Source organism: Streptomyces sp. NPDC057950, assembly GCF_042887295.1.
Classification (GTDB): domain Bacteria; phylum Actinomycetota; class Actinomycetes; order Streptomycetales; family Streptomycetaceae; genus Streptomyces; species Streptomyces kaempferi.
This window is the reverse complement of the sequence record NZ_JBHVPP010000004.1, coordinates 297,682-324,219: the sequence shown is the minus strand read 5'-3', so window position 1 is coordinate 324,219 and position 26,538 is coordinate 297,682. Positions and strand designations below refer to the sequence as shown.

The 26,538-nt window shown below is 72.2% G+C and carries 22 protein-coding genes and 1 tRNA gene; 21 read left to right on the top strand and 2 right to left on the bottom strand.

Translation table 11 applies throughout. From position 1 onward, the window contains the following. Positions 1-26 precede the first annotated feature (26 nt). The 3 genes from ACFVTC_RS10380 to ACFVTC_RS10370 all read left to right on the top strand — a co-directional run bounded on the left by ACFVTC_RS10380 (position 27) and on the right by ACFVTC_RS10370 (position 5,129). Positions 27-2,531 (top strand): HelD family protein, encoded by a 2,505-nt coding sequence (locus tag ACFVTC_RS10380; RefSeq protein ID WP_390126067.1) that lies wholly within the window; start codon positions 27-29, stop codon positions 2,529-2,531. A 442-nt stretch (positions 2,532-2,973) separates the two neighbouring features. After that, the gene (locus ACFVTC_RS10375; protein ID WP_390126065.1) at positions 2,974-4,395 is read left to right on the top strand and encodes an NAD-dependent malic enzyme; all 1,422 of its coding nucleotides are present in this window, start codon (positions 2,974-2,976) and stop codon (positions 4,393-4,395) included. 452 nt (positions 4,396-4,847) lie between these two features. Further along, positions 4,848-5,129, top strand: a complete 282-nt coding sequence (locus ACFVTC_RS10370; protein WP_148008648.1) for an HU family DNA-binding protein — start codon at positions 4,848-4,850, stop codon at positions 5,127-5,129. A gap of 119 nt (positions 5,130-5,248) precedes the next feature. On the opposite strand, the gene murA is transcribed toward ACFVTC_RS10370, so the two are convergent. Further along, positions 5,249-6,595 (bottom strand): UDP-N-acetylglucosamine 1-carboxyvinyltransferase, encoded by a 1,347-nt coding sequence (gene murA / locus ACFVTC_RS10365; protein ID WP_168528368.1) that lies wholly within the window; start codon positions 6,593-6,595, stop codon positions 5,249-5,251. A gap of 280 nt (positions 6,596-6,875) precedes the next feature. Here murA and ACFVTC_RS10360 point away from each other — a divergent pair, with 280 nt between their 5' ends. The 12 genes from ACFVTC_RS10360 to ACFVTC_RS10305 all read left to right on the top strand — a co-directional run bounded on the left by ACFVTC_RS10360 (position 6,876) and on the right by ACFVTC_RS10305 (position 20,068). Beyond that, on the top strand, positions 6,876-7,451 hold the full coding sequence (locus ACFVTC_RS10360) for a YqgE/AlgH family protein (protein ID WP_168528367.1): 576 nt from the start codon (positions 6,876-6,878) through the stop codon (positions 7,449-7,451). Positions 7,452-7,613: 162 nt separating this feature from the next. Next, positions 7,614-7,910 carry a DUF3039 domain-containing protein gene (locus tag ACFVTC_RS10355; protein WP_010986534.1) on the top strand — a complete coding sequence of 99 codons (297 nt, stop codon included), beginning with the start codon at positions 7,614-7,616 and terminating at the stop codon, positions 7,908-7,910. 234 nt (positions 7,911-8,144) lie between these two features. Continuing rightward, positions 8,145-9,464, top strand: coding sequence for an extracellular solute-binding protein (locus tag ACFVTC_RS10350; protein ID WP_390126062.1), 1,320 nt, complete (start codon positions 8,145-8,147; stop codon positions 9,462-9,464). A gap of 4 nt (positions 9,465-9,468) precedes the next feature. Further along, a complete protein-coding gene (locus ACFVTC_RS10345) occupies positions 9,469-10,413 on the top strand; it encodes a carbohydrate ABC transporter permease (protein WP_390126059.1) in 945 nt (314 codons plus the stop codon). After that, positions 10,410-11,255 (top strand): carbohydrate ABC transporter permease, encoded by an 846-nt coding sequence (locus ACFVTC_RS10340; protein ID WP_390126057.1) that lies wholly within the window; start codon positions 10,410-10,412, stop codon positions 11,253-11,255. Before ACFVTC_RS10345 ends, ACFVTC_RS10340 begins: the two co-directional genes overlap by 4 nt. A 13-nt stretch (positions 11,256-11,268) precedes the next feature. Then, positions 11,269-12,927 carry a beta-N-acetylhexosaminidase gene (locus ACFVTC_RS10335; protein WP_390126215.1) on the top strand — a complete coding sequence of 553 codons (1,659 nt, stop codon included), beginning with the start codon at positions 11,269-11,271 and terminating at the stop codon, positions 12,925-12,927. A 280-nt stretch (positions 12,928-13,207) separates the two neighbouring features. Continuing rightward, positions 13,208-14,101 carry an FAD binding domain-containing protein gene (locus ACFVTC_RS10330; protein ID WP_390126055.1) on the top strand — a complete coding sequence of 298 codons (894 nt, stop codon included), beginning with the start codon at positions 13,208-13,210 and terminating at the stop codon, positions 14,099-14,101. Continuing rightward, positions 14,098-15,666, top strand: coding sequence for a 2Fe-2S iron-sulfur cluster-binding protein (locus ACFVTC_RS10325; protein ID WP_390126053.1), 1,569 nt, complete (start codon positions 14,098-14,100; stop codon positions 15,664-15,666). The genes ACFVTC_RS10330 and ACFVTC_RS10325 overlap by 4 nt, the downstream gene beginning before the upstream one ends. After that, positions 15,663-17,969 carry a xanthine dehydrogenase family protein molybdopterin-binding subunit gene (locus ACFVTC_RS10320; protein WP_390126051.1) on the top strand — a complete coding sequence of 769 codons (2,307 nt, stop codon included), beginning with the start codon at positions 15,663-15,665 and terminating at the stop codon, positions 17,967-17,969. The genes ACFVTC_RS10325 and ACFVTC_RS10320 overlap by 4 nt, the downstream gene beginning before the upstream one ends. Then, on the top strand, positions 17,966-18,133 hold the full coding sequence (locus tag ACFVTC_RS10315) for a hypothetical protein (protein ID WP_390126049.1): 168 nt from the start codon (positions 17,966-17,968) through the stop codon (positions 18,131-18,133). The genes ACFVTC_RS10320 and ACFVTC_RS10315 overlap by 4 nt, the downstream gene beginning before the upstream one ends. A gap of 330 nt (positions 18,134-18,463) precedes the next feature. Next, the gene (locus ACFVTC_RS10310; RefSeq protein ID WP_390126047.1) at positions 18,464-19,642 is read left to right on the top strand and encodes an SUKH-4 family immunity protein; all 1,179 of its coding nucleotides are present in this window, start codon (positions 18,464-18,466) and stop codon (positions 19,640-19,642) included. A gap of 60 nt (positions 19,643-19,702) precedes the next feature. Next, the gene (locus tag ACFVTC_RS10305; RefSeq protein WP_390126046.1) at positions 19,703-20,068 is read left to right on the top strand and encodes a DUF6479 family protein; all 366 of its coding nucleotides are present in this window, start codon (positions 19,703-19,705) and stop codon (positions 20,066-20,068) included. Between the two features lie 132 nt (positions 20,069-20,200). On the opposite strand, the gene ACFVTC_RS10300 is transcribed toward ACFVTC_RS10305, so the two are convergent. After that, positions 20,201-20,275, bottom strand: a tRNA-Cys gene (locus ACFVTC_RS10300). Positions 20,276-20,501: 226 nt separating this feature from the next. Here ACFVTC_RS10300 and ACFVTC_RS10295 point away from each other — a divergent pair. The 6 genes from ACFVTC_RS10295 to ACFVTC_RS10270 all read left to right on the top strand — a co-directional run bounded on the left by ACFVTC_RS10295 (position 20,502) and on the right by ACFVTC_RS10270 (position 26,517). Further along, positions 20,502-21,938: an MFS transporter gene (locus tag ACFVTC_RS10295; protein ID WP_390126044.1), complete on the top strand. Its 1,437-nt coding sequence runs from the start codon at positions 20,502-20,504 to the stop codon at positions 21,936-21,938. A 121-nt stretch (positions 21,939-22,059) separates the two neighbouring features. Beyond that, positions 22,060-22,260 carry a hypothetical protein gene (locus ACFVTC_RS10290; RefSeq protein ID WP_390126041.1) on the top strand — a complete coding sequence of 67 codons (201 nt, stop codon included), beginning with the start codon at positions 22,060-22,062 and terminating at the stop codon, positions 22,258-22,260. Next, on the top strand, positions 22,257-22,679 hold the full coding sequence (locus tag ACFVTC_RS10285; RefSeq protein ID WP_390126039.1) for a type II toxin-antitoxin system death-on-curing family toxin: 423 nt from the start codon (positions 22,257-22,259) through the stop codon (positions 22,677-22,679). Before ACFVTC_RS10290 ends, ACFVTC_RS10285 begins: the two co-directional genes overlap by 4 nt. A 116-nt stretch (positions 22,680-22,795) precedes the next feature. Next, a complete protein-coding gene (locus tag ACFVTC_RS10280) occupies positions 22,796-24,595 on the top strand; it encodes a DEAD/DEAH box helicase (RefSeq protein ID WP_390126213.1) in 1,800 nt (599 codons plus the stop codon). A gap of 423 nt (positions 24,596-25,018) precedes the next feature. After that, on the top strand, positions 25,019-25,660 hold the full coding sequence (locus ACFVTC_RS10275) for an IclR family transcriptional regulator (protein ID WP_266699453.1): 642 nt from the start codon (positions 25,019-25,021) through the stop codon (positions 25,658-25,660). Positions 25,661-25,728: 68 nt separating this feature from the next. Further along, positions 25,729-26,517, top strand: coding sequence for a S16 family serine protease (locus ACFVTC_RS10270; RefSeq protein ID WP_390126037.1), 789 nt, complete (start codon positions 25,729-25,731; stop codon positions 26,515-26,517). Positions 26,518-26,538: the final 21 nt, after the last annotated feature.

Genomic DNA, 26,538 nt, shown 5'->3' with positions numbered 1-26,538 from the left:
TGCCCAGCACGTCAGAAGGGGGCCCGGTGGCCGCTCAGGCTCAGCAGGAAACCGCGCTCGGCCCGGTCCACGGTTCCGTACCGGAGAAGTCCGTCAAGGACGACTCCGTACGGGAGCGGGAGATCGGGGTCGAGCAGCAACATCTGGACCGGGTGTACCGGCGCCTCGAGGAGAAGATCCACGAGGCGGAGTTCCTCATGAACGACGCCGCCCAGCGCGGCCAGGTCGGTACGCCGGGAGCGCTCGCGGAGCGTGACGCCCAGGTGTTCCGGGCGGGAATCCACCTCAACCGCCTCAACAACGAGTTCGAGGACTTCCTCTTCGGCCGGATCGACCTCCTGCCGGGGAAGGACGGCAAGAAGGGGCCGGACGGCGCGTACACGGCCGTCGAACCGGCCGAGGGCGCGGTCCGCGCCGACGAGACCGGTCAGTACGCCTCCATCGCCGAGACGCTCCACATCGGCCGTATCGGGGTACTGGACGCGGACTACGCGCCGCTCGTCATCGACTGGCGGGCGCCCGCCGCGGCTCCGTTCTACCGCTCGACACCGGTCGACCCGGGACGGGTGGTCCGCCGCCGGGTGATTCGTTCCAAGGGCCGCAGGGTCCTCGGGGTCGAGGACGACCTGATGCGCCCGGAGCTCAAGGCCACCCTGGACGGCGAGGCGCTCCCGGTGATCGGCGACGGCGCCCTCATGGCCGCCCTCGGCCAGGCCCGCAGCCACACCATGCGGGACATCGTGGCGTCGATCCAGGCCGAACAGGACCTGGTGATCCGGGCCCCCGCCGCCTCCGTGACGTACGTGGAGGGCGGACCGGGCACCGGCAAGACCGCCGTCGCCCTGCACCGCGCCGCCTACCTCCTGTACCAGGACCGCCGCCGGTACGCGGGCGGCATCCTGGTCGTCTCCCCGACCCCGCTCCTGGTCGCCTACACCGAGGGCGTGCTGCCCTCCCTCGGTGAGGAGGGACAGGTCGCCATCCGCGCCATCGGCTCCCTGGTCGACGACGCGGAGGCCACCCTGTACGACTCCCCGGCCGTCGCCCGCGCCAAGGGCTCCTACCGCATGCTCAAGGTGCTCCGGAAGGCGGCGCGCGGGGCGCTGGAGGCGCCGGGAGGCTCGCGGCAGGGCTCACAGGGCCCAGGCTCGCGCCAGGGCCCACAGGGGTCGGGCTCGCGGCGGGGCGACAGGGGCTCCGGACGGGGCTCCGCGGGCTCCGGGAGCTCCGGGGGCTCCGGGGAGCAGCTCGCCTTCGGCGCGGACACCCCCGAGGCCCCCGCCGGGCCGCCCGTCCGGCTGCGGGTCGTCGCCTTCGGGCGGCGTCTGGAGCTGGAGGCCGCCGAGCTGGACCGCCTGAAGGAGAACGCGCTGAGCGGGACCGCCCCGGTGAACCTGCTGCGCCCGCGCGCCCGCAAGCTGCTGCTGGACGCGCTGTGGGCGCAGTCCGGCGCCGGCACCCGGCACGCGGACCCGGAGCTGGCCGCGGAGCTGCGCTCGTCGTTCGACGAGGACGTCGCCTCCGAGGACAGTTTCCTCGCGTTCCTGGACGCGTGGTGGCCGGAGCTGACCCCGCGCGGGGTGCTGGAGGCGATGGCCGACGAGCGGCGGCTCGGGCGGTGGGCGCGGCGGATCCTGAACCCGGGCGAGGTCCGCCGGGTGGCGCGCTCGCTCAAGCGGGACGGCTTCTCCGTGCACGACGTGGCGATGCTGGACGAGCTCCAGGCGATCCTCGGCGCTCCCGCCCGGCCCAGGAAGCGGCGTGATCTGGACCCGCTGGACCAGCTCACCGGTCTCGAGGAGCTGATGCCCGTACGCGAGGAGACGCAGCGCGAGCGGGCCGAGCGGCTTGCGCAGGAGCGGACCGAGTACGCGCACGTCATCCTCGACGAGGCGCAGGACATCACGCCCATGCAGTGGCGGATGGTGGGCAGACGCGGGCGGCACGCCACCTGGACCGTCGTCGGCGACCCCGCGCAGTCGTCCTGGTCCGACCCGGACGAGGCCGCGCAGGCCCGTGACGAGGCGCTGGGCAGCCGTCCCCGGCGCCGCTTCACCCTGACCGTGAACTACCGCAACCCGGCCGAGATCGCCGAGCTGGCCGCCAAGGTCCTCGCCCTCGCCATGCCGGGGTCCGAGTCCCCGTCGGCGGTCCGTTCCACCGGCGTGGCGCCGCGCTTCGCCGTCGTGGGGGACTCGCTCGCGCAGACCGTGCGCGCCGAGGCCGCGCACCTCCTGGAGCGGGTGGACGGCACCGTGGGCGTCGTCGTGGCCATGAACCGGCGCGAGGAGGCCGCCCGCTGGCTCGCGGGCCTGGGCGACCGCGTGGTGGCGCTCGGCAGCCTGGAGGCGAAGGGTCTGGAGTACGACGCGACGGTGGTCGTCTCACCGGCGGAGATCGCCGACGAGTCGCCCGCGGGGCTGCGTGTCCTGTACGTCGCGCTGACCCGGGCCACCCAGCAGCTGACCATCGTCTCCGGCGAGCGGGACGAGCCGGACGGGAACGGGGTGCCGGACCTGCTGCGGGACTGAGGCGCACCCCTCCGCTCGGGCGCCCGAGCGGAGGGGAGGCGGCTACGGCGAGAGGCCCACGTCACGGGGTGACGTGGGCCTCTCGTTCGTTCACGACACCGACCCGCCATGCTCGCCTCGCGGCAAGTGGTCGCTCGTAGCGACGAAGGTTGGGCCCGGGGGCTTGGATCGGGCCGGTGTCACGTCCACGGTAACAAAGGATCCCCGCTAGGCAATTCCCGTCCCGAAAGTTCATTTTCGCGGCGCGGGCTCCTTGCCGGTCCGCCCTTCCACCGTCAGGCGACTTCTCGTATGGTGGAATCAGATTTCCGAAAGTATTTCCAGCGCCGCGAACAAAACGTTCGCAACCCGGGGCGGCTACCACGTACTCCGCGGTAGGTGCGACGATCGGACGGCATACCCGCGACACGCAGTACACGGTGAAAAGCAGAGGAAGTCGGCCATGGCAACGGCGCCCAGCGTCTCCTACTCGATGACGGTCCGGCTGGAGGTGCCCGCGAGCGGAACCGCGGTCTCCCAGCTCACCACGGCCGTCGAGTCCCACGGAGGCTCGGTGACCGGCCTCGACGTGACCGCCTCCGGGCACGAGAAGCTCCGGATCGACGTCACCATCGCGGCGACCTCCACGTCGCACGCCGACGAGATCGTCGAGCAGCTGCGCCACATCGAGGGCGTCACCCTGGGCAAGGTCTCCGACCGGACGTTCCTGATGCACCTCGGCGGCAAGATCGAGATGCAGTCCAAGCACCCCATCCGCAACCGTGACGACCTCTCGATGATCTACACCCCGGGTGTGGCCCGGGTGTGCATGGCGATCGCCGAGAACCCCGAGGACGCCCGCCGCCTCACCATCAAGCGCAACTCCGTTGCGGTCGTGACGGACGGCTCGGCCGTGCTGGGCCTGGGCAACATCGGCCCGAAGGCCGCGCTGCCGGTCATGGAGGGCAAGGCGGCCCTCTTCAAGCGCTTCGCCGGTATCGACGCCTGGCCGCTGTGCCTGGACACCCAGGACACCGACGCGATCGTCGAGATCGTCAAGGCCATCGCCCCCGGATTCGCGGGGATCAACCTGGAGGACATCTCCGCGCCGCGCTGCTTCGAGATCGAGGCCCGGCTGCGTGAGGCCCTGGACATCCCCGTCTTCCACGACGACCAGCACGGCACCGCGATCGTCGTCCTGGCCGCTCTCACCAACGCGCTGCGGGTGGCGGGCAAGGCGATCGGCGACATCCGGGTCGTCATGTCCGGCGCGGGCGCGGCCGGCACGGCCATCCTCAAGCTGCTGATCGCCGCGGGCGTCAAGAACGCGGTCGTGGCCGACATCCACGGTGTCGTGCACGCCGACCGCGTGGACCTGGTCGACGCGGCCCCCGGTTCGGCCCTGCGCTGGATCGCCGACAACACCAACCCCGAGAGCCTCACGGGCACGTTGAAGGAGGCTGTGCGCGGCGCCGACGTCTTCATCGGCGTCTCCGCCCCGAACGTGCTGGACGGCGACGACGTGGCCGCCATGGCCGAGAGGGCGATCGTGTTCGCGCTCGCGAACCCCGACCCCGAGGTCGACCCGGCAATCGCCCGCCAGACGGCGGCAGTTGTCGCCACCGGCCGTTCCGACTTCCCCAACCAGATCAACAACGTGCTGGTCTTCCCGGGCGTCTTCCGCGGCCTGCTGGACGCTCAGTCGCGCACGGTCAACACGGAGATGATGCTGGCCGCCGCGACCGCCCTCGCGGACGTGGTGACCGAGGACGAGCTCAACCCGAACTACATCATCCCCAGCGTCTTCAACGACAAGGTCGCGGGCGCGGTCGCCGGAGCGGTGCGCAACGCCGCGAAGGCGGCGGGGGCGTCGGCGGCCGAGTAGACCCCGGCGCGCCGGTCCGGGGGCGCACCGGACGCGTGCACCGCCGGCGCGGGACACGCCCGGGCGCACACCGGTTGTGACGATCGCCACGGCCGGTCCGGCACCGGCGCGTCGTGGAACGCGGGGCCCGCGGGCGCCCTCTAGGGTGGCGGCCAGGCTCAGGCCTTCGCAGGCCCTGCGATCCGCTGCCGGGAGCGGACGGAGCGTCACCACATTGAGGCAGTGGCGCTTTTCGTGTGACTCCCAAGGGTGTTCGTGTGACTCCCAGGGGTGCCGGATTGGCTTTCCCGCCGCAGGTGGGGGCAGGATGCGTCTTCGGGCGCGAGGGTCTGGCTACGGACCCGGGTCCGGGGACCGACCGAGGACCCTGGCAGCATCGGCTTCGCCGCATCCGACATGCGGCTCCGCCGCGTGGCACGCCTCAACGGCAAGAAGAACACGGGAGTAAGAACATGAACCGCAGTGAGCTGGTGGCCGCGCTGGCCGACCGCGCCGAGGTGACCCGCAAGGACGCCGACGCCGTTCTGGCCGCGTTCGCCGAGACCGTCGGCGAGATCGTCTCCAAGGGCGACGAGAAGGTCACCATCCCCGGCTTCCTGACCTTCGAGCGCACCCACCGTGCCGCTCGCACCGCGCGCAACCCGCAGACCGGCGACCCGATCCAGATCCCGGCCGGCTACAGCGTGAAGGTCTCCGCGGGCAGCAAGCTCAAGGAAGCGGCCAAGGGCAAGTAGGTTCCCGCGTGTGCCACGAGACGGCGCACGAGGTCAGGTAACGCCAATGGGGCGGCCCCCTTCACCGGGGGGCCGCCCCATCGTCGTACCCGCGACGCGCCGGGCGCGTCCGGCCGTGTCTAGCCGAGCGCCTTGCCCGGCAGTTCCACCTTCGCGCCGAGCTCCACGAGCTTGTCCATGAAGTTCTCGTAGCCGCGGTTGATGAGCTCGATGCCGTGGACCCGGGAGGTGCCCTGGGCCGCGAGAGCGGCGATCAGGTACGAGAAGCCGCCGCGCAGGTCGGGGATGACCAGGTCGGCGCCCTGGAGCTTGGTCGGGCCCGAAACGACCGCGGAGTGCAGGAAGTTGCGCTGGCCGAAGCGGCAGTTCGAGCCGCCCAGGCACTCGCGGTAGAGCTGGATGTGCGCGCCCATCTGGTTGAGCGCGGACGTGAATCCGAGCCGGGACTCGTAGACCGTCTCGTGGATGATCGACAGGCCGGTGGCCTGCGTCAGGGCGACGACCAGCGGCTGCTGCCAGTCGGTCTGGAAGCCCGGGTGGACGTCCGTCTCCAGCGCGATCGCGTTGAGCTGGCTGCCGGGGTGCCAGAAGCGGATGCCCTCGTCGTCGATCTCGAACGCGCCGCCCACCTTGCGGTAGGTGTTCAGGAACGTCATCATCGAGCGCTGCTGGGCGCCCCGCACGTAGATGTTGCCTTCCGTCGCCAGCGCCGCGGACGCCCAGGAGGCGGCCTCCAGACGGTCCGGCAGGGCCGCGTGCGTGTAGCCGCCGAGCGAGTCCACGCCGGTGATGCGGATCGTCCGGTCGGTGTCCATGGCGATGATCGCGCCCATCTTCTGCAGTACGCAGATGAGGTCCTCGATCTCCGGCTCCACGGCCGCGTTCGCGAGCTCCGTGACGCCCTCCGCCAGGACGGCGGTCAGCAGCACCTGCTCGGTGGCGCCCACGGACGGGTACGGCAGCTTGATCTTGGTGCCGCGCAGCCGCTGCGGGGCCTCCAGGTACTGTCCGTCCGCCCGCTTCTCGATCTTCGCGCCGAACTGCCGCAGCACCTCGAAGTGGAAGTCGATGGGACGGCCGCCGATGTCGCAGCCGCCGAGGCCCGGAATGAAGGCGTGGCCCAGGCGGTGCAGCAGCGGACCGCAGAAGAGGATCGGGATCCGGGACGAGCCCGCGTGCGCGTCGATGTCCGCGACGTTCGCGCTCTCGACGTGCGAGGGGTCGAGCACCAGTTCGCCCGGCTCCTCGCCCGGCCGCACCGTCACCCCGTGCAACTGCAGCAGTCCGCGCACGACACGCACGTCGCGGATGTCGGGGACGTTCCGCAGCCGGCTCGGCTCGCTGCCCAGCAGGGCGGCGACCATGGCCTTCGGTACGAGGTTCTTCGCACCGCGGACACGGATCTCGCCCTCGAGCGGGGTTCCGCCGTGGACAATCAGTACATCGTCAGAGCCGTTGACGGTCATGTGTCTCGCGATCCGAAGAGTTGGGCAGGGGTACGCATCGGCGGGCCTGTTGGGCGGGAGCCGAACAGCAAGGGTAATCGCCGCCCACCCCCCTTCCGTAAGCCCGAGGACCACCCGGCAACGTCCCAGCTTTGCCACAACACGAACCGTTCCGTATCGGGCACACCGGGTCACCGGGGCCCTTGTGCGCGGGGGGCGCTTCTCTGCGCCCTGAGCTGCATTCACTCGGTTACGGGTATTGGGTCCCCCTGTGCGGGGAAGATGCGGGATCATGTCTGGCATGACCGAGGTGTCCTCGCTCACAGGGCGGCTGCTCGTGGCCACGCCCGCCCTGGCGGACCCGAACTTCGATCGCGCGGTGGTGCTGCTCCTCGACCACGACGAGGAGGGCTCGCTCGGTGTCGTCCTCAACCGTCCGACCCCGGTGGGTGTCAGCGACATCCTGGAGGCATGGGCGGACCTGGCCGGTGAGCCCGGTGTCGTCTTCCAGGGCGGCCCGGTGTCGCTGGACTCGGCACTGGGCGTCGCGGTGATCCCGGGCGGCATGGCGTCGGGGGAGCGCGCGCCGCTCGGCTGGCGGCGTGTGCACGGCGCGATCGGCCTGGTCGACCTGGAGGCGCCGCCCGAACTGCTCGCCTCGGCCCTCGGCTCCCTGAGGATCTTCGCCGGATACGCGGGCTGGGGCCCCGGTCAACTGGAGGACGAGCTGGTCGAGGGCGCCTGGTACGTGGTCGAGTCCGAACCCGGAGACGTCTCGTCCCCCGCCCCGGAACGCCTGTGGCGCGAGGTGCTGCGGCGCCAGCGCAACGAACTGGCGATGGTGGCGACGTATCCGGACGACCCCTCCCTCAACTGACCGGCGGGGTCCCGGTCCGGCCGCCGCCCCCGCGTCCTGCCCGGGCCGGGGGCTCCTCGACGGGGCGGACGACCACGAACGCCCGGTCGCTCCTCGTACGGCTGTCCATCTGTGACGCGGGCCCGTCGCTGTAGCGGCGCGTCGTTGATTACCCTTGCTCCCATGAGCACTCTTGAGCCTGAGACCCAGCCCCAGCGCGGCACTGGGACGGGGACCCTCGTGGAGCCGACGCCGCAGGTGTCGCACGGCGACGGGGACCACGAGCGCTTCGCCCACTATGTCCAGAAGGACAAGATCATGGCGAGCGCCCTCGACGGCACGCCCGTCGTGGCCCTCTGCGGCAAGGTGTGGGTCCCGGGGCGCGACCCGAAGAAGTACCCCGTGTGCCCCATGTGCAAGGAGATCTACGAGTCCATGGGCGCCGGTGGCGACAAGGACAAGGGCGGCGACAAGAAGTAGGCGCCCCCGCGCCCTCGCGGCGCGGCTCGCCGCGTGGAGCGAGCAGGACCGCGGCATCCCTGTGCGGGGTGCCGCGGTTCTGTCGTGCGCGCGTTGCACGGAGTGCGTCCCGTGGTCACAGAGTGGTGGAGACCTCTTGTGGGCATGTTCATGTACTCCATAGCCTCCGGTGTGTTGTGCAGAGCAAAACCCCCATTGCGCATGTTGCAACGCACCCCCACCGGAGGACGCTCGATGAAGCTCCCGCTGAACCTCTCCGTCCGAACGGCCGCCGCGGCGGCGGCACTCGCCGTCGGTGCTCTCACCGCCACCGCCTGCGCCCCCCAGAGCTCCGGCAACTCCGCCTCCGGGAAGGACGAGAAGTCCGGCACCCTGCGCGTCTGGCTCTTCCAGGAGGTCGGCAACGCGCCGAAGCAGAAGGTCGTGGACGCCGCCGTCGACACCTTCGAGAAGGCCCACAAGGACACCAAGGTCACCATCGAGTACATCCCCGTGGAGACCCGCGCCCAGCGCATGAAGGCCGCCTTCAGCGACCCGAAGAGCGCCCCGGACGTCATCGAGTACGGCAACACGGACACCGCCGGGTACGTCAAGGACGGCGGACTCGCCGACGTCTCCCGGGAGTTCGCGGACTGGAGCGAGTCCAAGGACACCGACCCGACGGCCAGGCAGTCGGTGACGGTGGACGGGAAGATCTACGGCGCCCCCTTCTTCGTCGGCGTCCGCGCCCTTTACTACCGCACCGACATCTTCAAGGACCTCGGCATCGAAGTCCCGCGGACCCAGGACCAGTTGGTCGCCACCGCCCGGCAGGTCCGGGCGGCGAAACCGGACCTGTACGGACTCGCGGTCGGCGGCGCCTACACGTACGGCGCGATGCCGTTCGTCTGGTCCCGGGGCGGTGAACTCGCCCAGGGCAAGGGCGGTTCGTACGCGGCGACCATCGACAGCGCCGCCGCCCAGAAGGGCATCAAGACGTACACCTCGCTCTTCGGCGACGACAACTGTCCGGCCGCCAAGTGTGCGGGCATGACCGGCAACGACACGGTCACCGCGTTCTCCTCCGGCAAGGCGGCCATGGCCATCGGCGGCGACTTCAGCCACGCGGCGATCGAGGCCGGGAAGGTCAGGGGCAAGTACGCCGTCGTGCCGCTGCCGGGTCTGAAGACGGGCGAGATCGCCCCGGCGTTCGCGGGTGGCAACAACCTCGGCGTCCTGAGGAGCACCTCGCACCGCACCCTCGCGGTCGGCCTGATGGAGGAGCTGGCGGGCAAGAAGACCCAGGCCGCGCTCTTCGACGCCATGGGGTTCCTGCCCACGTACACCGACGTGCGGGACGACGTGGCGAGGAAGCAGCCGTTCGTCGCGCCCTTCGTGAAGACGCTCGCCTCGGGCGCCAGGTTCGTGCCCGCGTCGCCGGCCTGGTCGCAGATCGACGCCTCGCTCGTCCTGCCGACCATGTTCCAGGAGGTCATCAGCGGCAAGAAGGACGTTGCGGCGGCCTCGAAGGACGCGGCGAAGAAGATGAACGACGCGTTCAGCTCCGCGGGCTGAGCGGATGACCACGCAAGAGGCCGTGGCCGGGCGGACCCCGGTGGGCGAGGCGGCGCCCGCCCGGCCCCGGCGCCGCGGTGCGGGCGCGGCCCCCTGGCTCTACCTCGCCCCCGCCCTCGTCGTGCTCGGCGGGCTGCTCGTCTACCCCGTCTACCAGCTCGGCCTGATCTCGCTCCTGAACTACACGCAGGCGCAGGTCAGCGGCGGCGAGCCGACCACCTTCGAGGGGTTCGGCAACTACACGTCGCTCTTCGCCGACGACCAGTTCTGGCGGGTGCTGGCCGCCACCGTGGTGTTCGCGGGGGCCTGCGTGCTCTCCACGCTGGCCGTCGGCTGCGCGCTGGCGGTGCTCCTCACCCGGGTGCGGGCCCTGCCGCGGCTGGCGCTGATGCTGGCCGCGCTCGGCGCCTGGGCGACCCCGGCCGTCACCGGGTCCACCGTGTGGCTGTTCCTCTTCGACCCCGACTTCGGTCCCGTCGACCGGATGCTCGGCATCGGGGACCACTCCTGGACGTACGGCCGCTACAGCGCCTTCGCGCTCGTCCTGCTCGAAGTGGTCTGGTGCTCCTTCCCGTTCGTGATGGTGACGGTGTACGCGGGGATCCGTGCCGTGCCGGCCGAGGTGCTGGAGGCGGCCGCGCTGGACGGCGCCTCGCAGTGGCGGATCTGGCGCTCGGTGCTCGCGCCGATGCTCCGGCCGATCCTGGTGGTCGTCACCATCCAGTCGGTCATCTGGGACTTCAAGGTCTTCACGCAGATCTACGTGATGACGAACGGGGGCGGCATCGCCGGACAGAACCTCGTGCTGAACGTCTACGCGTACCAGAAGGCGTTCGCCTCCTCGCAGTACGGCCTCGGCTCCGCGATCGGTGTGGTGATGCTGGTGATCCTGCTGGCGGTCACGCTCGGGTACCTGAGACTGCTGCGCGGACAGGGAGAGGAACTGTGAGCTTTCCGGGAACCGCCGTGCGCCGGCCGTGGCGGCTCGCCGCGGAGACGTCCGCGCTGCTGATCGCGGCGGTCGTCGCCTTCCCCCTCTACTGGATGGTGCTCAGCGCCTTCAAACCGGCCGGTGAGATCGAGTCCACCGAGCCCCGGCCCTGGACGCTTTCACCGTCGTTGGATTCCTTCCGACGCGTCTTCGGGCAGCGGGAATTCGGCCGTTACTTCCTCAACAGTCTTGTGGTGGCGGGCTCGGTGGTCGTCGTCTCGGCACTGATCGCGTTTCTCGCGGCGACGGCGGTGACGCGATTCCGCTTCCGTTTCCGGACCACCCTGTTGATCATGTTCCTGGTCGCGCAGATGGTGCCCGTGGAAGCGCTGACGATCCCCCTCTTCTTCCTCATGCGGGACTTCGGTCAGCTGAACACACTGGGCTCGCTGATCCTGCCCCACATCGCGTTCTCGCTGCCCTTCGCGATCTGGATGCTGCGGGGTTTCGTGAAGGCCGTACCGGACGCGCTGGAGGAGGCCGCGTACATCGACGGGGCGAGCCGCGCGCGATTCCTCTGGCAGATCCTTTTCCCGCTGGTCTTCCCGGGACTGGTGGCCGCGAGCGTCTTTTCCTTCATCTCGGCCTGGAACGACTTCCTGTTCGCCAAGTCCTTCATCATCAGCGACACCTCGCAGTCCACCCTGCCGATGGCCCTGCTCGTCTTCTACAAGCCCGACGAGCCGGACTGGGGCGGCGTGATGGCGGCGTCCACGGTGATGACGATTCCCGTGCTGATCTTCTTCGTACTCGTACAACGACGACTGGTCTCCGGCCTCGGCGGAGCGGTGAAGGACTGATGGACTCATGGACATGACGGATTCCGCGCTCATTCCCGCGCCGGGTGCCGTGCGGAGCGTCCCCGGCGCCGACGGCTTCGTCATCGACGAGGGCACCGTGATCGACGCCGGGCCCGGCACCGAGGCGACCGCGCGCTGGCTGCGGGCCACGCTCGGCGCCGTGACAGGGTGCGCGCTGGCGCCCGGGACCGGGGGTGACGGCCGGACGATCCGCCTGCGTATCGACCCGGCGGACGCGGGCCACCCCGGTCCCGAGGGCTACCGGCTGGACATCGGCGCGGACGCCGTCACCCTCCACGGTGACGGCCCGGCCGGTGTCTTCTGGGGAGCGCAGACACTGCGTCAGCTGCTCGGCCCCGACGCCTTCCGGCGCGCGCCCCTCGCGCCCGGCAGGCGATGGACCGTGCCCGCCGGCTCCGTCGAGGACGCCCCCCGATTCCCCTGGCGCGGTCTCATGCTCGACGTGTCCCGGCACTTCATGCCGAAGGAAGGCGTCCTGCGCTACCTCGACCTGCTGGCCGCGCACAAACTCAACGTCTTCCACTTCCACCTCACCGACGACCAAGGGTGGCGTGTTCAGATCAAGCGCTTCCCCCGGCTGACCGAGGTCGGATCCTGGCGGGCGCGCACGAAATTCGGCCACCGCGCCTCGCCGCTGTGGGAGGAGAAGCCGCACGGGGGCTTCTACACCCAGGACGACATCCGCGAGATCGTCGCGTACGCGGCCGAGCGGCATATCAGCGTCGTGCCGGAGATAGACATCCCGGGGCACTCGCAGGCCGCCATCGCCGCGTATCCGGAACTGGGCAACTCCGACGTCATCGACACCGCCTCCTTGACCGTCTGGGACTCCTGGGGCGTCTCCAAGAACGTACTCGCCCCCACTGACGGCACCCTGCGCTTCTACGAGGGGGTGTTCGAGGAACTCCTCGGCCTGTTCCCGGCGGACGCCGGGCCGTTCTCGCACTTCTTCCACATCGGCGGCGACGAGTGCGCCAAGGACCAGTGGGAGAGGTCGCCGGCCGCGCAGGCGCGTATCGAGGAGCTGGGTCTCGCGGACGAGGACGAGTTGCAGTCCTGGTTCGTCCGGCATTTCGACAACTGGCTCTCGGCACGCGGCCGTCGGCTGATCGGCTGGGACGAGATCCTCGAGGGCGGGCTCGCGGACGGCGCGGCGGTGTCCTCGTGGCGCGGTTACCAGGGCGGCGTCACGGCCGCCCGCGCGGGCCACGACGTCGTCATGTGTCCGGAACAGCAGGTGTACTTGGACTACCGCCAGGAGGCCGGGGAGGACGAGCCGGTGCCCATCGCCTACGTCCGCACCCTGGAGGACGTCTACCGCTTCGAACCCGTTCCGTCCGAGCTCACCGAGGCGGAGGCGCGGCATGTGCTGGGCACTCAGGCCAACGTGTGGACCGAGGTGATGGAGGACCCCGCGCGCGTGGACTACCAGGTCTTTCCCCGGCTCGCCGCCTTCGCCGAGGTCGCCTGGAGCGCGCTTCCCGCCCCCGCGGAGCGTGACTTCGCGGGCTTCGAGCGGCGGATGGCCGTCCACTACGGGCGACTCGACGCCCTGGGAGTGGCCTACCGGCCCCCCGGAGGGCCGCTTCCGTGGCAGAAGCGGCCGGGGGTGCTCGGACGCCCGATCGAGGGGGCGCCCCCGAACGTGTGAGGCGGCTCCCGGGCGGCGTGTCCCGGGCCGCCGGGTCCGCCACCGCGGCCCGACGAGGAGAAAGGCCCCCGAGAGTCTCCGAAGAGTGGCAATTCGCACTGAACGGCGATGCCGTGCGAAAACGGACCATCTCCCTGGTGAGGGGGCGAATGCCTCCTAGCGGACCCCCGCGTCGGGGGCCGGGGAAGATGTGCCAGAGTTGCCACGTCCGCCCTGTCAGCACGTACCGTACGCGCAACACAGGTGGGACCAGGTGGGGCAGCGGGAAGGGGCAGCCGGTTTGACCACGCACGCACCGCAGGCGGCGCAGGCCGTGACGCTGCCCGCCTCGCTGGACGAGGCAGTGGCGGCGCTGGCCGCCATGCCCACCGCCGTTCCGGTGGCCGGCGGCACCGACCTCATGGCCGCGGTCAACTCCGGACAACTGCGGCCCGCCGCGCTCGTCGGCCTCGGCCGGATCAGCGAGATCCGCGGCTGGCAGTACCAGGACGGCCACGCGCTGCTCGGCGCCGGCCTCACCCACGCCCGCATGGGGCGCCCCGACTTCGCCGCCCTCATCCCCGCGCTGGCCGCCGCCGCGCGCGCCGCGGGGCCACCGCAGATCCGCAACGCGGGCACCCTGGGCGGCAACATCGCCTCGGCCGCCCCCACCGGGGACGCGCTGCCCGTGCTGGCCGCCCTGGAGGCCACGCTGGTCATCGCGGGCCAGGGCGGGTCCCGCCGGGAGATCCCGGTGTCGCACCTGCTCGCGGGCATGGAGATGCTCCGCGGCGGTGAGCTCATCGGCTACGTGCGCGTCCCGCTGCTGCACGCCCCGCAGGTCTTCCTGAAGGCGACGGGGCGCACCGGTCCCGGCCGGGCGATCGCGTCCGTGGCGCTGGTCCTCGACCCGGCCCGGCGCGGCGTGCGGTGCGCCGTCGGGGCCATAGCGCCGATGCCTCTGCGGCCCCTGGACGCGGAGGCATGGGTCGCCCAGCTGATCGACTGGGACAACAACCGCGCGATCGTCCCGGAGGCGCTCACCGCGTTCGGCGAGTACGTCGCCGCCGCCTGCATTCCCGACCCGGTCCCGGCCGAGGACGGCTCCGTACAACCGCTTCCGCCCGCCGTACTGCATCTGCGCCGCACCGTCGCCGCGCTGGCCCGACGAGCACTGGGGAGGGCACTGTCGTGACCGACGACCAGCACGAAGAGGGCGCTCCGCAGGGCAGGGGCCGCTGGGATCCCCTCCCGCAGGGCGACTACGACGACGGCGCCACCGCCTTCGTCAAGCTTCCGGAGGGAGGCATCGAAGCCCTCCTCGCGGAACGCGACCGCAACAGCAACAGCCCGCTCGCGGCGCCCGGACACGGCTACGTGCCCCCGGAGATCACCACGGCGCCCCCGGTGCAGGAGCAGGGCGGCACGGGCACGTGGGGCGCGCCTGCCGAGCCCCGATGGCCCGAGCGGAGCACCGGGCACCAGGACACCGGGCATCAGGACACCGGGCATCACCGGACCACGCACGACGGGTTCTCGTACCACCCCGGCGCCACCGGGCAGTGGGACTTCGGGGAGGCCGCCCGGGAGGGCGCCCCCGGCGGTCACCACCCCGGCGGCACACCCGGGCACGACGTCACCGGGCAGTGGTCGATCCCGGTCGCCGGAGGTGATCTTCCGGACGAATCGGGCGAGTTCACCACTTCCGCGCTCGTCGAGCAGTGGGGCGGCACCCCGCCCGCCACGCTCCCCGGCGGCGCGTCCGCGCCCTGGGCGACGACGGAGGCCATCGGGGAACCCTGGTCCGCCGCACCGCCGACGGCCGCTCCTGAGGCCGCTGAGGCCCCCGTGGCGCCCTCGCGGCCGACACATGCCGAACCGGGCGCCGGGGCCGCCCAGCAGGCCACCGAGCGCGCTCACGAGGCATCAGGACCGGCCGCCGGCCCCTTGTCCGGGGACGGCGACCGCTCCGAAGCCCACGAACCGGACCCCGCCCGGCCGCCCGGCCCCGCCTCCGGCGACGACGACCCCACGGCCTCCGGTGCCGAAGCCGCCCCCCAGGACGGCCCCGACGCCCCGGACGAGCCCTCCGACACGCCGCCCGCGCACAACGAACACCCCCTCGCCTCGTACGTCCTGCGCGTCAACGGCGCCGACCGCCCGGTGACCGACGCCTGGATCGGCGAGTCGCTGCTCTACGTCCTGCGGGAGCGGCTCGGCCTCGCGGGCGCCAAGGACGGCTGCTCGCAGGGCGAGTGCGGCGCCTGCAACGTGCAGGTGGACGGACGGCTGGTGGCGTCCTGCCTGGTGCCCGGCGTCACCGCCGCGGGCAGCGAGGTGCGCACCGTGGAGGGACTGGCCGCCGACGGCCGGCCCTCGGACGTGCAGCGCGCGCTGGCCAAGTGCGGTGCGGTGCAGTGCGGTTTCTGCGTACCGGGCATGGCCATGACCGTGCACGACCTCCTGGAGGGCAACCCCGACCCCACCGAACTGGAGGCCCGTCAGGCGCTCTGCGGCAACCTGTGCCGCTGCTCCGGCTACCGGGGGGTCCTGGACGCCGTGCGCGAGGTCGTCGCCGAACGCGAGGCGCACAGCGCGGCCGCCGCCGAGTCCGTGCCCGACGCGGACGAACCACGCATCCCGCACCAGGCGGGCCCCGGCGCCGGCGGAGTCAACCCGTCGGCCTACGAGGACCCCTCTGCGTACGACGCCCAGGCGCCGTACGAGCAGCCGTACGGCCAGGACGGAGGCCAGGCGTGAGCAACGAGACCGTGACCGCGGCTGCCGCGGTGACCGAGACCGGACCGGAGCCGCTGCCGCACGGCCTCGGCGTGTCGTTGCCCGCCGCGGAGGCCCGCGCCAAGACGGAGGGCACCTTCCCGTACGCGGCCGACCTGTGGGCCGAGGGCCTGCTCTGGGCGGCCGTCCTCAGGTCGCCCCACCCGCACGCGCGCATCGTGTCGATCGACACCAGCCACGCGCGTGAGATGCCCGGCGTCCGCGCGGTCATCACCCACGAGGACGTGCCCGGCGCCGCCCTGCACGGCCGCGGCAGGGCGGACCGCCCCGTCTTCGCCTCCGAGGTCGTACGCCACCACGGCGAGCCCATCGCCGCCGTCGCCGCCGACCACCCCGACACCGCGCGGATGGCCGCGGCAGCCGTCATCGTCGAGTACGAGGTGCTCGACCCGGTCACCGACCCCGAGCAGGCATTCGAGGCCGAACCGCTGCACCCCGACGGCAACCTGATCCGGCACATCCCGCTGCGCCACGGCGACCCCGACGCGGCGGGCGAGGTCGTCGTCGAGGGCCTGTACCGCATCGGCCGCCAGGACCCGGCCCCGATCGGCGCGGAGGCCGGCCTCGCCGTGCCCCGCCCCGACGGCGGGGTGGAGCTCTACATCGCCTCCACCGACCCGCACACCGACCGCGACACGGCCGCCGCCTGCTACGGCCTGGAGCCCGAGCGCGTGAAGGTCGTCGTCACCGGCGTGCCCGGCGCCACCGCGGACCGCGAGGACCAGGGCTTCCAGCTCCCGCTCGGACTGCTGGCGCTGAAGACCGGCTGCCCGGTGAAACTCACCGCTACGCGCGAGGAGTCCTTCCTCGGCCACGCCCACCGCCACCCCACGCTGCTGCGCTACCGCCACCACGCGGACGGCGACGGCAAGCTGGTGAAGGTCGAGGCGCAGATCCTGCTCGACGCCGGCGCGTACGCCGACACGTCCTCGGAGTCCCTGGCCGCGGCGGTCTCCTTCGCCTGCGGCCCCTACGTCGTCCCGAACGCCTTCATCGAGGGCTGGGCCGTACGCACCAACAACCCGCCCTCCGGCCATGTGCGCGGCGAGGGCGCCATGCAGGTCTGCGCCGCCTACGAGGCGCAGATGGACAAGCTGGCGAAGAAACTCGGCGTCGACCCGGCGGAGCTGCGCCTGCGCAACGCGATGGCCACCGGGGACGTGCTGCCGACCGGCCAGACGGTGACCTGCCCCGCGCCGGTCGCGGAACTCCTCCAGGCCGTACGGGACTTCCCGCTCCCCGCGCTCCCCAAGGACACGCCCGAGGACGAATGGCTGCTCCCGGGCGGCCCCGAGGGCGCGGGCGAGCCAGGCGCGGTGCGCCGCGGCGTCGGCTACGGCCTCGGCATGGTCCACATGCTCGGCGCGGAGGGCACGGACGAGGTCTCCACGGCCACGGTCAAGGTCCACGACGGTGTCGCCACGGTGCTGTGCGCCGCCGTCGAGACCGGTCAGGGCTTCACCACGCTGGCCCGGCAGATCGTCCAGGAGACGCTCGGCATCGACGAGGTGCACGTGGCACCGGTCGACACCGACCAGCCGCCCGCCGGACCGAGCTGCCGGGGCCGCCACACCTGGGTGTCGGGCGGAGCGGTCGAACGCGCGGCCAAGATGGTCCGTACGCAGCTGCTGCAGCCCCTGGCGCACAAGTTCGGGATGTCCACGGAGCTGCTCCAGATCACCGACGGCAAGATCACGTCGTACGACGGTGTGCTCTCCACGACCGTCACCGAGGCGATGGACGGCAAGGAGCTGTGGGCCACCGCGCAGTGCCGCCCGCACCCGACCGAGCCGCTGGACGCCGCGGGACAGGGCGACGCCTTCGTGGGCCTCGCCTTCTGCGCGATCCGCGCGGTGGTGGACGTGGACATCGAGCTGGGCTCGGTACGGGTCGTCGAACTCGCCCTCGCCCAGGACGTCGGCCGGATCCTCAACCCGGCGCAGCTCACGGCCCGGATCGAGGCCGGTGTCACCCAGGGCGTCGGCGCGGCGCTCACCGAGAACCTGCGCACCGCGCGCGGCCTGGTCCGCCACCCGGACCTGACCGGCTACGCCCTCCCGACCGCCCTGGACGCGCCCGACATCCGCATCGTCAAGCTCGTCGAGGAGCGGGACGTCGTCGCGCCCTTCGGCGCGAAGGCGGCCAGCGCGGTGCCGGTCGTGACGTCCCCGGCCGCCGTCGCGTCCGCCGTGCGGGCGGCGACCGGGCGCCCGGTCAACCGGCTCCCGATCCGTCCCCAGGCCGCGGTGGTGACGACCGCATGACCACGTCAGGGCCTCCGGGGGAGGAGCCCCGGCAGCCGCGGGACGGCGACGGGGACCTGCCGCGGTACGAACCCCCGCCCAGTGTCGGCAAGCTGATGATCTGGGTCCTGCTGTTCTTCGTGGCGGCCCTGGCGGTCGTGCTGGGCGGCGTGTACTTCACCTGAGTGCGACGGCCGCGGGCCTGAGTGCCCGGCTTCCACGGGCCTGACCTTCCACCTTCCGGGGCGGGGCCGTGGGTCCGGGCGATCGCGCGCGTGCCAGGAGAGGCGATCTCCGGTACCTGGGACATGGCGGCGGGGGCTCCGCGCCGGGTGCCGGGCCCCGCCGGGGATGGCTTGAACCGGCGTGTTTCCCGGCTGTGCCCCCTGTGTGCCTGCATGTTTCCGGCGTTGTCAGCGGGGCGGCGTATGGTTCTCGGTCAGTGGGGAACAGCCGCTGGGCGGCGGGGTGTTCCCCGGGGGAAGCACACAAGCGTTCACATGCGCGGGGGAGCCATGAGTACGACTGACACCGATGTCGTCGGCGTGATCACGCTGACCGAGGGCGAGCTGGATCCGTACATCACGCACGCGGACACACGGCGCCGGCTGACGGGTCCGGGACTGCCGTCCGACGGCACACTGCTGGAATTCGGCACCCTGCGAGAGCACGGTCTGCGCAGGGTGACGGAGCTGGCCTCGGACGCCGACAAGCTCGCCGAGGAGCTCCGTGACCAGCTGGTCATCGGGGCGCTGCGGACCTTCGACCGGGACCTGGAGTCGATCGTGCTGGACGGGTCGACCGGGAAGGTCGCCACGACTCAGCTCTCCGCCCACCCCGTCCTGATGGACCTCGCTCCGCTGGCCCCGTCCCTGGAGGCGCTGGTGCGTTTCGCGGCGGCGACGGAGGAACTGACCGTGTCCCAGGAGCGGTTCGCGTCCCACGGGGGCCGGTTCGGCCCGAAGGCGGTCACGGAGGTCTCCGAGTCGCTGACCGAGGTCTTCGAGGCGGGCACGGGCGGCGAGGTGGCGGCGTACTGGCGGATGGCCGCGCTGATCCGCCCCCTCGCGCGGATCGCGGGCCCCGGCGAGGGGCTCCTGCTCGATCTGCCGCAGCGGCTGCTGGACGAGGAGTTCGGTCCCGGCGCGATCATGCGCTTCGAGGACGTCGACTTCCCGCCCGCGCTCGTGCACGAGCCGACACGCCGCTTCCTGCGCGGGACGGGTCTGCCGGAGGACGGCCTGCTCTTCCAGCTGGACACGGAGGTGCCGCTGCCGGCCCTCACCGAGTACTACGCGGACGAGCGTCCGGAGGAGTTCACCGCCGAGGAGCTGCCCGCGACGGCGGACCGGCTCATACGCCTCGGCTATCTCATGGAGGACACCAGCCTCGTCGTGGACGGCACGACGGGCGCGGTCCTCGCCTGGAGCGAACCGGACGCCACACTGCGCCCGCTCAACGCGGACATCTCCACGCTCGCCTTCACCCTCTGGCTGCTGCACCGCGAGAAGTCGATCGACGCCGCGTACGACCTCACCGACTCCTACGAGCAGCTCGCCGCGACCATGGCCCAGACCCTCGCCGCGGTCGACCCGGTCGCCTGCGACCCGGCCCCGAGACTGGACGGCGACGACGGCCGCCGCTACTGGCCGGAGATATTCGAGGACCAGGCGGGCGGCACGCTGTACGCGTAGACGGGCCGCGTCCCGCCGGGACGTCCGGTTCGTGAGGGCATTTGCGGGTATTTGACTGATATGACTACCGCATCCGCATCGATACAGATGGCAGCGCCCAGCGGCCTGCTCAGCCTCGGGCTGTTCCTGGTCGCCGTGGCCCTCGTGACGCTGTTGGCCGGCAGTCTCTGGCTGGGCTGCCGCATCCGAGCCCACGAACAGCTGCCGCGCCCCGAGGAGCAACCGCAGCTGCCACCGGGCGGCGCGGTCCACGAGGTCCGTGAGATCCGCGAGTCCGCCGAGATCCCCAAGGTGGACAAGAGCGGGCACGCCCTCACCCCGTACGAGCTGGCCCACTCGTCCCGGCCGAGCGCCTCGCAGGAGCGGCGACGCTGGGACGAGGGCGGAAGCGGCTCGTTCGGCAGCGGCGGCCTGGGGCCCCACTGAGGCGGCCCCCGACCGGGACACCCCCACGGAGACCGCCCCTGCCCGGAGGACGGCCCACCGGCACCGGGGCCCACGCGGACCCACCACGCGCGAGCCCCGTCCGCCTGCCCCGCGACGGGGCCCGCGGACCTCTGGAGGCCGTGGCGGGAATCGAACCCGCGTAACTCGCTTTGCAGGCGAGTCCCTGAACCACTCGGGCACACGGCCGTGTCAGGTGCGGCACGGCTCACTCGTTCCGAACCTGATGGGTCGACCGTAGGCGCCGTCGCGGGGGCGGCTCAAGAGGTCCGGGACCGTCGCAACGGGACTGCCACACGCCGTTCACGAAACGCCCCGCGGGTGGCGCGCGCTGGTGGTCGTACGACCAAAGAACCAGCTGATCACGGTCTTCGGACAGGAGCCATTGCGGGTTGTGCCCCTTACGCTGACGGCCATGACCGCACTGGAACCACGGGACACCGCAACCGCCCGGCCGTCGACGGAGGCCCAGGCCGGGGAAGGGGTGCTGAGCCGGCCGTACCGGGCGCTCAGTGTCGGGATCGTCTCCGTGGTGCTGCTGATCGCGTTCGAGGCGACGGCGGTCGGCACGGCCATGCCGGTGGCGGCCAGGGAGCTCGACGGGGTCGCGCTGTACGCCTTCGCGTTCTCGGGCTACTTCACGACGAGCCTGTTCGGGATGGTGCTGGCCGGCCAGTGGTCGGACCGGGACGGACCCCTGGGCTCGCTGACCGCGGGAATCGGGGCCTTCGCGGCGGGGCTGATCCTGTCCGGTACGGCCGGCGGCATGTGGCTGTTCGTGCTCGGGCGGGCGGTGCAGGGGCTCGGCGGCGGCCTGGTGATCGTCGCGCTGTACGTGGTCGTGGGGCAGGCCTACCCGGAGCGGCTGCGGCCGTCGATCATGGCGGGCTTCGCGGCGGCCTGGGTGGTGCCGTCCGTGGTCGGACCGCTCGCGGCGGGCGCCGTCACCGAACACCTCGGCTGGCGCTGGGTCTTCGTCGGCACACCGGTTCTGGTCGTCCTCCCGCTCGCCCTGGCCCTGCCACAGATACGGCGGCGCACCCGCGGACGGACGGCGGACCCCGCCCTCGTACCCCCGGGCCGGCGCCGCATCCGTTCGGCGCTCGCGGTCGCCCTCGGCGCGGGGTTGCTCCAGTACGCCGCCCAGGATCCGCGGTGGCTGTCGCTCGTCCCCGGCGCGGCGGGGGCCGCGCTGCTCGTCCCGGCCGTCCTGCGGCTGCTCCCGGCCGGTACCTACCGGGCCGCGCGCGGTCTGCCCTCCGTGGTGCTGCTGCGCGGGGTCGCGGCCGGCTCCTTCGTCGCCGCCGAGTCCTTCGTGCCGCTCATGCTGGTCACCCAGCGCGGACTGTCGCCGACGCTCGCCGGGTTCTCGCTCGCGGCGGGCGGCGGGACCTGGGCGCTGGGTTCGTACGTCCAGTCGAGGCCGCGCGTGGAGCCGTACCGGGAGCGGCTGATGTTCTTCGGGATGGTGCTGGTCGCGGCCGCGATAGCCGCCGTGCCCGCTGTGCTGGTGCACGCCGTGCCGGTGTGGACCGTCGCCGTCGCCTGGGGGTTCGGCTGCTTCGGGATGGGGCTGGTGATCGCCTCGACCAGCGTGCTGCTGCTCCATCTCTCGGCACCCGAGGAGGCCGGCGCGAACTCCGCCTCGCTGCAGATCTCCGACGCCCTCTCCAACATCGTCCTGCTCGCGGCGGGCGGTGCGGCCTTCGCCTCCCTGGGCGGCGGCACGGTCACGGACACGGCCGGCTCGGCGGCCGGCTCCCACCCCGCCGCCTTCGCCGCCGTGTTCCTGCCGATGGCCGGGGTGGCGCTGGCGGGCGCCTGGGTGACGACCCGGCTGCGGGAACGGTGACCGTGAGCCGGCCGACCGTGAGCCGGTCGACCGTGAGCCGGCCGACCGTGAGCCGGCCGACCTGAGCCGGCCGACCGTGAACCGGTCGACCGCGGCGGTCGGGTGGCTCTACCGTGACGCCGTGGAAGAACTGCCGCTCCGTCTCGCCCCCGGTCTCGCTCGCGACCTCGCCGACCTCGCGGACGCCCGGGACCGACTGCCCGAGGAGGTCGCGGTCGACGCCGTACGCCGGTATCTGCACGACGAGGGCGAGCACGTCCGCTCGCTCGCCACCCGGCTCGCGGCGGACCACGCCGGACTGCTGCGAAGGCTCGGCGAATGAGTCCTATGCACCCCGGTGACCCCGGTGACCCCGTGTCCGCGGGGCCGACCCGTCACCTCACCGTCGCCGAGGTCACGGACATCGCACGGATCGCCTTCGGCGGCGCCGCCCCCGAGACACGGGAGCCGGGACTACTGGTCTCCGCCGTGCACCGCCCGCGCGCCCGCATGCTCGGCGTGGCCGCCTACACCGACCTCTACGAACAGGCCGCGGCCCTGCTGCACGCGCTCGCCGCCAACCACCCCTTCGTCGACGGCAACAAGCGCACGGCCTGGCTGTCCGCCGCCACCTTCCTCGCCGTCAACGGCGTCGACCTCGGCGGCTGCGACCAGGCGGCGGCGTACGACCTGGTCATCGACGTGGCGTCCGGCGAGGAGAGCGGGCTCGGGGTGATCGCGGCCCGGCTGCGCACGCTGTGAGGTGGGTCGCATCCACGGGTGCCCCGGCGTCGTCCGCGCGGTGACACATCCGGGTCGCCGGTAGGGTGGCCCGGTTGTCATACGTAGCCGAGCCGCTCGACCACCCCACGGAGACCGTGACTACCACCGCCGCCACCGCTTCCTCCTCGCACCACCTCTCACCCGCCTTTCCCGGGCGCGCCCCCTGGGGCACCGCGGGCAAGCTGCGCGCCTGGCAGCAGGGGGCGATGGAGAGGTACATCCAGGAGCAGCCGCGCGATTTCCTCGCCGTCGCCACGCCCGGCGCCGGCAAGACGACGTTCGCGCTGACCCTCGCGTCCTGGCTGCTGCACCATCACGTGGTGCAGCAGGTGACCGTGGTCGCGCCGACCGAGCACCTGAAGAAGCAGTGGGCGGAGGCGGCGGCGCGGATAGGGATCAAGCTGGACCCCGAGTACAGCGCGGGCCCGCTCAGCAAGGAGTACCAGGGCGTCGCCGTGACGTACGCCGGGGTCGGCGTCCGGCCGATGCTGCACCGCAACCGCTCCGAGCAGCGCAAGACCCTCGTCATCCTCGACGAGATCCACCACGCCGGTGACTCCAAGTCCTGGGGCGAGGCATGTCTCGAGGCGTTCGAGCCGGCCACCCGGCGGCTCGCGCTCACCGGTACGCCCTTCCGGTCCGACACCAACCCGATCCCCTTCGTCACCTACGAGGAGGGGAAGGACGGGATCCGGCGGTCCTCCGCCGACTACACCTACGGGTACGGGTCCGCCCTCGGCGACGGGGTCGTGCGGCCCGTCATCTTCCTCTCCTACAGCGGCAACATGCGGTGGCGCACGAAGGCGGGCGACGAGATCGCGGCGCGGCTCGGGGAGCCGATGACCAAGGACGCCGTCAGCCAGGCATGGCGCACCGCCCTCGACCCGCGCGGCGAGTGGATGCCCAGCGTGCTGCGCGCCGCCGACCAGCGGCTGACCGAGGTGCGCAAGGGCATCCCGGACGCCGGTGCTCTCGTCATCGCCTCCGACCAGGACTCCGCCCGTGCCTACGCCAAGCTGATCCGCGAGATCACCGGGACGAAGGCGACCCTCGTCCTGTCCGACGACACCGGCGCCTCGAACCGCATCGACGAGTTCAGCCACGGCGACGACCGGTGGATGGTCGCGGTGCGGATGGTGTCCGAGGGCGTCGACGTTCCACGGCTCGCCGTCGGTGTGTACGCGACCACGATCTCGACCCCCTTGTTCTTCGCGCAGGCCGTGGGCCGATTCGTCCGCTCCCGGCGGCGCGGCGAGACCGCCTCCGTCTTCCTCCCGACCGTCCCCGACCTTCTCGGCTTCGCCAACGAGATGGAGGTCGAGCGCGACCACGTCCTCGACAAGCCCAAGAAGGAGGGCGAGGAGGACCCGTACGCCGAGTCCGAGAAGGAGATGGACGAGGCGAACAAGGAGCAGGACGAGGACACCGGCGAGCAGGAGCAGTTCTCCTTCGAGGCGCTGGAGTCCGAGGCCGTCTTCGACCGGGTGCTGTACGACGGCGCCGAGTTCGGGATGCAGGCCCACCCGGGGAGCGCGGAGGAGCAGGACTACCTCGGCATCCCCGGACTGCTGGAGCCCGACCAGGTGCAGATGCTGCTGCAGAAGCGGCAGGCCCGGCAGATCGCGCACAGCCGCAAGAAGCCCGACGAGGAGGCCGATCTCCTCGAACTCCCCGCCGACCGGCGTCCGGTGGTCTCGCACAAGGAGATGCTGGAACTGCGCAAGCAGCTCAACACCATGGTCGGCGCGTACGTCCACCAGAGCGGCAAGCCGCACGGGGTGATCCACACCGAACTGCGGAGGGTGTGCGGCGGCCCGCCGAGCGCGGAGGCCACGGCGGGGCAGCTGCGGCAGCGGATCGCCAAGGTGCAGGAGTGGGCCACCCGGATGCGGTGACGCCCCGTACACAGGGTTCGCCCGACACCGCCCGACACCGCGCGCGCCGATCGAGGTCGGCGCGCGCTTCGTGTGTGCCACGGCGTGCGCCACCGCGGGGGAACCGGGGCGTGCACGCGGTGTGCGGGGGTGGTGCGCGCCGTGTGGCTGGCGCCGCGTGTAACGGGACAAAGGGAGGGAGTCCGTACCGGCCCCTGCCCGGATTCTGGACGGAGGCTTCCGCTGAGCGGACCGGCTCGCTACTGTCACGCTACGCACACGCCCCGTGGCAGCGCCGCCGCGGAGCGCAGCCGTGTAGCGACTCCGCCCGGGAAGAGCCCGGGTCGTCAGCCGACGGCGGCCTCTGAAGCGCGTCGCCGACGGGACTCGGTGCCGCGACCGCCCGGAGGGGGCCGCCGACCTCACCACTAAGGAGTGGGCGTCGTGACCGCGGAGACCTCTCAGACGCTCGACCGGGGACTGCGCGTCCTCAAGCTGCTCGCCGACACGGATCACGGGCTGACGGTCACCGAGCTCTCGAACAAACTGGGTGTCAACCGGACCGTCGTGTACCGGTTGCTCGCCACCCTGGAGCAGCACGCGCTGGTACGCCGTGATCTGGGCGGCCGCGCCCGGGTCGGCCTCGGGGTGCTGCGCCTGGGCCGCCAGGTGCATCCGCTGGTACGGGAGGCCGCGCTGCCCGCGCTGCGCGCACTGGCCGAGGACATAGGGGCCACCGCCCATCTCACCCTCGTCGACGGGACCGAGGCCCTCGCCGTCGCCGTCGTCGAACCCACCTGGACCGACTACCACGTCGCCTATCGCGCCGGGTTCCGCCACCCGCTGGACCGGGGTGCGGCGGGCCGCGCGATCCTCTCCGCCCGGCAGGCACCCGTGGGCGAGCCCGGATACACGCTCACGCACGGGGAACTGGAGGCGGGCGCGAGCGGCGCCGCGGCACCGCTCCTCGGCGTGACCGGTGTCGAGGGCAGCGTGGGCGTCGTCATGCTCGCGGACTCCGTGCCGGAGCGGGTCGGGCCGCGGGTCATGGACGCGGCCCGTGAGGTCGCGGACGCGCTGCGCTGAGGCCGGCCGGGCGGCACGGCGGACGACGCCCTGAAGATCCGGGAGGGCACTGCCGTTAGATTGATCCCGTGCTCTCTCGCCTCACACGCCCCAAGGCTGTCGCCGTCTGCGCCGTTCCCGTCGTGGCCCTGCTCGCCACGGCGGTGTTCGCGCCGCTGCCGTTCTCCCTCGCGCAGCCCGGCCTGACGGCGAACGTCCTCGGCGAGAACAGGGGGGACCCGGTCATCACGATCAGCGGGTCGCCCGTCCGCCGGACCAGCGGACAGCTGCGGATGACGACGATCGAGGCGACCGGGCCGGACGCGCGCGTCTCGCTCGGTGACGTGATCAGCGCCTGGTTCGCCGCGGACCGGGCGGTGATGCCCCGCGACTCGGTCTACCCGAGCGGGAACAGCGTCAAGGAGATCGAGCGGCACAACGCCGACGAGATGAAGCAGTCGCAGGACACGGCGACCGAGGCGGCGCTGTCGTATCTGCACGAGAAGAACGACGTGAAGGTCACGCTCAAGCTGGCCGACGTGGGCGGGCCCAGTGCCGGACTCCTCTTCACGCTCGGCATCATCGACAAGCTGGACGGCGACGGCAGCGGCGGCGACCTCACGGGCGGTCGCACCGTCGCGGGTACGGGGACGATCGACGCGGACGGCAAGGTCGGCGCGGTCGGTGGCGTGGCGCTGAAGACGCAGGCCGCACGGCGGGACGGCGCGACGGTCTTCCTGGTTCCGAAGGCCGAGTGCTCGGACGCCAAGGCCGAGCTCCCCGAGGGGCTGAGGCTGGTGGCGGTGACCACGCTCAAGGGGGCGGTCGACGCACTGGTGTCCCTGGAAAAGGGCAAGGGCTCGGTGCCCGGCTGCTAGGACGTGTGGCGAAAGCCCCGC